Here is a 4,255-nt window from a genome sequence, read left to right as displayed (position 1 = left end):
TCCTAATCAGGATAGCGGGATGATCTCGACTGTCTGCTTCAGCGGCGCTGCGCCTGGCTGCGCAGACCAGTCGCCGAAGTTGCGCATCTCGCCTCCGGTTCTGAGACGGCGCAGCGCGGCGAGATCCGCGGACGCGAAAACCCACTGCGGCGCGTTGAGCGTACCTTCGGCCAAAACCCCGGTGTCGCTCACGCCGTGCTCGGGCGGCACGTAGATACCGGCCGCGCCCACGTTGAAGTCGACTGCCGGTGACCACGGCGCATCGCCCACTGTCGGGCTTTGAACGGTGACGATCGTGTTTTCGAGCGCGCGCGCCTCGGAGCCCGTGCGCACGCGATGATACCCGGAGATACGCTCGGTGCAGGACGGCACGAGGATAGCCTCGGCGCCGGCCTCGACGGCGGCGCGGGCGAGGAGCGGAAACTCGCTGTCGTAGCAGATCAGCACCGCCAGCTTTCCAAGCGCCGTCTCGAAGACGCGGAGCGGGCCACCCGCCGTCACGCCCCAATCGTGCTCGAAGGGCGTCATGATCAGCTTCTCCTGCACGCCGATGCTGCCTGCGGGCGTGACGAGTTGGGCGGCGTTGACGAAGCGTCCGTCCGCCGATTTCGCCGGCCCCGAGCCGACGAGGATGTGCACGCCGTGGGTCTTCGCGAGGCCTGCGTGGAAAGCGACGCGTGCCTCCGTCAAGGCCGCGACCCGTTCGAGCGTCGTCTTGAGATCGCCGTAGACCTCCGGCCCGAGACACGCCGCCTGCTCGATGGCGCCGTACTCGGGAAACACGAGAAGCTCGGCGCCGGTGGCCGCCCCTTCCGCAACCCACGCGGCAATCTTCGCTTCCCACTCGGAGAGGGACGCGGGCTGGCCAATCGGATATTGCGCGGAGGCAACCTTGAGAAATTGCGGTGTCGTCATGAGAGCGCTTTCATCCAGAACTGCATGACGTGGGACGTCTCTTCGGGCTGGTCAATGTCCTTCCAGTCGTACGTGGCCGTGAGACCCTCCACCGGCGCATAGCCCCGCTTTCCCCAGAAGCCGTCCAGCGGAAAATAATCGGCGGGCTTCAGCGGATGATCGTCGGGCCGGACGACGCGGCAGAACGTGGAATGGGTGAAGCCGCCGAGCTGCCGGGCTTGCGCCTCGCGCAGATCGAAGAACTTGTGCCCGAGCCCATGGCCGCGGTGGCTCTTCAGGAGAACGCTCTCGCCGCAGTAGAAGATCTTGGTGAGATCGAAGCCGGCTTTGCGGAACGGCTCGCCGAACTCGTCCGCATGCTCGACCATCGGCGCGCCGGTCGACGCGCCGACGACGAGCTCTCCGTCGCGGGCGACAACACAGACGGCACCCTTCGCTTTGGAAAACTTGGCGAGATACTCTTCCTCGTAGGCAAGCGAGCCGTCATAGAGATACGGCCAGTCCCGGAACACGGCGATCCGCAGGCGCGCGAGATCGGGCAGCACGCTCTTAATATCGTCGCCAGTCAGCGCGCGAACCTCGATGCTCATCGCGTCCTCCTTAAGTTTGCCATGGGGCAGGCAGGTGAGCGCCTGGGTCAGGCCACCTGCGCGATCCAGTCCGTCAGATTGTAGTAGGTGGTGACGCGGGCGATCTTGCCGTCGCGAATGGCGAAGAAGGTCCCGGCTGGCAACACGTAGGTTTGGCCCGTGGCCGGCGGCAGGTCGCTGTCGGTGTTCAGATAGGTGCCGTTAACATTGAATTCGGCGGCCGCCCTCGTCCCGTCCTTGGAAACCATGACGGCGATCTCGGTCAGCGTCTCTTTGTAGTGGTGCGTCATGCGGGCGTTGAAAGCGCGGAACTTGTCCTTGCCCACGCGACGCTCGCCCTGGTTGACGTCGTGGATGACGTCCTCGGTGAGGTGCGCCAGCATGGTCTCGCTGTCGCCGGCGTTGAAGGCGTCGTAGTAGCTGCGGATCAGCTTGGCTGTCGCGCTGCGGATGGTGCTTTCGGCGTCGCTCATGGAAGGCCTCCCAGTTGGAACTCGGGGGCCTCATTAGCAGGTTGCGTCGTTCTCTCAAAGGGGAGGCGGATCATCCCTGACGCGGCAAAGAGCGTCGCGCCCAGACGGTCCGCCTTCCCTGTAGCCTGGCCTCAAACCGGCGAGCCTAGCGCCGCTTTGCCGCCGCCTTCTTGCGGACGGCCACCGTCTTGACGACCCGCTTCACCGGCTTCTTCGCCGGCTTCCTTGCGGTGGTCTTTGCGGCGGTGCTCTTCGCGGCGACGGACTTCGTTGCCGTAGCCTTCCGCGCGGTGGTCTTTCTGGCGGTCGTGGTGGTGGTCTTTCTCGCGATGGGTTTCCTTGCCAGCGTCTTCCGCGCCGCGGTCTTCTTGGCGGCGGGCTTCTTCGCAGTCTTCTTGGCTGCGGTCTTCTTCGCTGCTGCTGCCACTGTCTTCACTCCTTTCTTTTTCACGGTCCCGGGCGACTTCCTGTCGGCTTTGACGCCAAGGGATCTGCCAGTCGTCGTACTGCCGCGCTTCGCCGAGGTGCGTGTTGGCTTGCTCTTGATCTGCGAGCGTCTCTTCACCGCGCTGGTGCGGCGATCGTCGCCCGCTGCCTTGCTCTTCGCCATCTGCATCTCCTGTCGAATAGCGACTGCTCAACGTTGGAGCACGGTGTGTGAGATCAAGCTCCCACCGCATGCAGCACGACGCTGCGCACATGCGGACGACACCGATGCTCGAAGAGATAAAGACCTTGCCAGGTTCCAAGTGCAAGCACAGATCGCATGATCGGTATGGTGATCGACGTCTGAGTGAGCGCGCTCTTCACATGCGCGGGCATGTCGTCGGGCCCTTCGATGGTGTGCACGAAGAGAGGATCGCCATCGGGAACGAGCCGGCGGAAGAACGCGACGAGATCGCGTTGCACGTCGCGATCGGCATTCTCCTGGATGAGCAGCGACGCAGATGTATGCCTGCAATAGACCGTGAGTTGTCCCGTCCCCATACCGGCCTTGGAGGCAAACGCGCGCGCCGCATCGGTGATCTCGTAAAGGCCCTGTCCGGACGTCGAGACCGTCAATTCCGTCTGCATCTGATGCATCGTGCGCTCCTCGTGCTTTTTCTGGTCGCACAGCTATATTAGCCGTATGAGCAGAGCATTCGTTAAAGAGGCGGACGGCCTCGCGGCGTTCGATGAGCTTCCTGAGCGGCTCGTCTCGCCCCATCCCAATCTCGTCACGACGACGGGGCTTGCGCAGATCGAGGCAGAGGTGGCGCGGCTGTCGCGCGACTATGCCGAGGCACAGGCTGCGGGCGACCGGGCGGCATTGAACGCAGCGGCGCGCGATCTGCGCTATTGGTCGGCGCGGCGCGCATCTGCGGAGCTCGTTCCCGATCCTGCGGAAAGCGAAGAGGTGCGCTTCGGATCGCGCGTCACGATCCTGCGCGACGACGATCGCCGGCAGACCTACCGCATCGTCGGCGAGGACGAGGCCGATCCCTCGCAAGGCACCGTCTCCTACGTTTCACCGATCGCGCGGGCGCTCCTCGGCAAGTCGGTTGGCGACACCGTGCAGGTCGGCCCGGGAGAGGTCGAGATCATCGCCATCGCCTAGGGCGGATCCCATTCGAACGCCCACGCCCGTACGGGTGAAGATGCTCCATAAGGTAGAAGACCGCCCTGCGCGCCGGCTCCCATGCGAATGCTTGCGGAAGTCTCTGCGGCGGCCTTAGTCTCGGTCATTGCGAACAAGTGAACGCCGGGGGCTGGCATGCCGCGCTTGAACGATAGCGGATTGAAGATGCGGAGCGGGCGGGCGCTACTCGCCGCCGTTACCCTCCTCTTCACCCTGGCAGGACCGGCCCACGCCGAGCCGGGCGAGGCCACGCTGATGCCGGCGAAGATCGGCCTCGACAGCATCACCAAGGCGGAGCGCGCCAAGGTTTGGCAGCGGGTCGACGAATACGCGACAGTCGATGCGCTGCTCGAGTTCTGCGGCCGCAAGCTCGACCTGCAACGGCGCGCATGGAACGCGGTCAGCCCGTGTGTCGAGGTCCGCTCGCTGCGCAAGGTCGCTGCCGCCTTCCGCGCCAAGAAGGCCGAATATCTCAAGGCGTGGGAGACGGCTTTCAGCGAGCCGGATAAAAAGAAGGCCCTGTGCGAAGCGCAGAAGCCGCAGCTCGCCGAGTACACGCGCATTCTCGATGCCCATATCTCCGAGGCGACAAGCCTCTGCAGTGCTTGCATCTTCTGTTGAACACCCGAGGCGGTGCGCGGCAAGAGTGCTTCCGGAAA

General features: G+C 64.5%; 7 protein-coding genes. 2 read left to right on the top strand and 5 right to left on the bottom strand.

The window, feature by feature from the left end:
* Positions 1-6 precede the first annotated feature (6 nt).
* The 5 genes from V7P99_RS14620 to V7P99_RS14600 form a co-directional block, all read right to left on the bottom strand.
* Positions 7-915, bottom strand: a complete 909-nt coding sequence (locus V7P99_RS14620) for a carbon-nitrogen hydrolase family protein (protein WP_333795566.1) — start codon at positions 913-915, stop codon at positions 7-9.
* Positions 912-1,505, bottom strand: a complete 594-nt coding sequence (locus tag V7P99_RS14615) for a GNAT family N-acetyltransferase (protein ID WP_333795565.1) — start codon at positions 1,503-1,505, stop codon at positions 912-914. The genes V7P99_RS14620 and V7P99_RS14615 overlap by 4 nt, the downstream gene beginning before the upstream one ends.
* Positions 1,506-1,552: 47 nt before the next feature.
* Positions 1,553-1,978, bottom strand: coding sequence for a ketosteroid isomerase-related protein (locus V7P99_RS14610; protein WP_333795564.1), 426 nt, complete (start codon positions 1,976-1,978; stop codon positions 1,553-1,555).
* A 131-nt stretch (positions 1,979-2,109) separates the two neighbouring features.
* Positions 2,110-2,619 carry a hypothetical protein gene (locus tag V7P99_RS14605; RefSeq protein ID WP_333795563.1) on the bottom strand — a complete coding sequence of 170 codons (510 nt, stop codon included), beginning with the start codon at positions 2,617-2,619 and terminating at the stop codon, positions 2,110-2,112.
* A 22-nt stretch (positions 2,620-2,641) separates the two neighbouring features.
* Entirely contained in the window at positions 2,642-3,061 is a 420-nt protein-coding gene (locus tag V7P99_RS14600; RefSeq protein WP_333795562.1) for a secondary thiamine-phosphate synthase enzyme YjbQ, read from the bottom strand.
* Between the two features lie 46 nt (positions 3,062-3,107).
* Between V7P99_RS14600 and greA the strand changes: the two genes are divergently transcribed.
* A complete protein-coding gene (gene greA / locus V7P99_RS14595; protein ID WP_333795561.1) occupies positions 3,108-3,575 on the top strand; it encodes a transcription elongation factor GreA in 468 nt (155 codons plus the stop codon).
* A 156-nt stretch (positions 3,576-3,731) separates the two neighbouring features.
* Positions 3,732-4,217 (top strand): hypothetical protein, encoded by a 486-nt coding sequence (locus V7P99_RS14590; RefSeq protein ID WP_333795560.1) that lies wholly within the window; start codon positions 3,732-3,734, stop codon positions 4,215-4,217.
* Positions 4,218-4,255 lie beyond the last annotated feature (38 nt).

The sequence above is a fragment of the Hyphomicrobium sp. genome (assembly GCF_036780825.1).
Classification (GTDB): domain Bacteria; phylum Pseudomonadota; class Alphaproteobacteria; order Rhizobiales; family Hyphomicrobiaceae; genus Hyphomicrobium_C.
This window is presented reverse-complemented; position numbering and strand designations above follow the sequence as displayed.

Bases quoted from the DNA above. Each gene is read 5' to 3' on its own strand.
- V7P99_RS14620 (WP_333795566.1), bottom strand. From the start codon at position 915: ATGACGACACCGCAATTTCTCAAGGTTGCCTCCGCGCAATATCCGATT.
- V7P99_RS14615 (WP_333795565.1), bottom strand. From the start codon at position 1,505: ATGAGCATCGAGGTTCGCGCGCTGACTGGCGACGATATTAAGAGCGTG.
- V7P99_RS14610 (WP_333795564.1), bottom strand. From the start codon at position 1,978: ATGAGCGACGCCGAAAGCACCATCCGCAGCGCGACAGCCAAGCTGATC.
- V7P99_RS14600 (WP_333795562.1), bottom strand. From the start codon at position 3,061: ATGCATCAGATGCAGACGGAATTGACGGTCTCGACGTCCGGACAGGGC.
- greA (WP_333795561.1), top strand. From the start codon at position 3,108: ATGAGCAGAGCATTCGTTAAAGAGGCGGACGGCCTCGCGGCGTTCGAT.
- V7P99_RS14590 (WP_333795560.1), top strand. From the start codon at position 3,732: ATGCCGCGCTTGAACGATAGCGGATTGAAGATGCGGAGCGGGCGGGCG.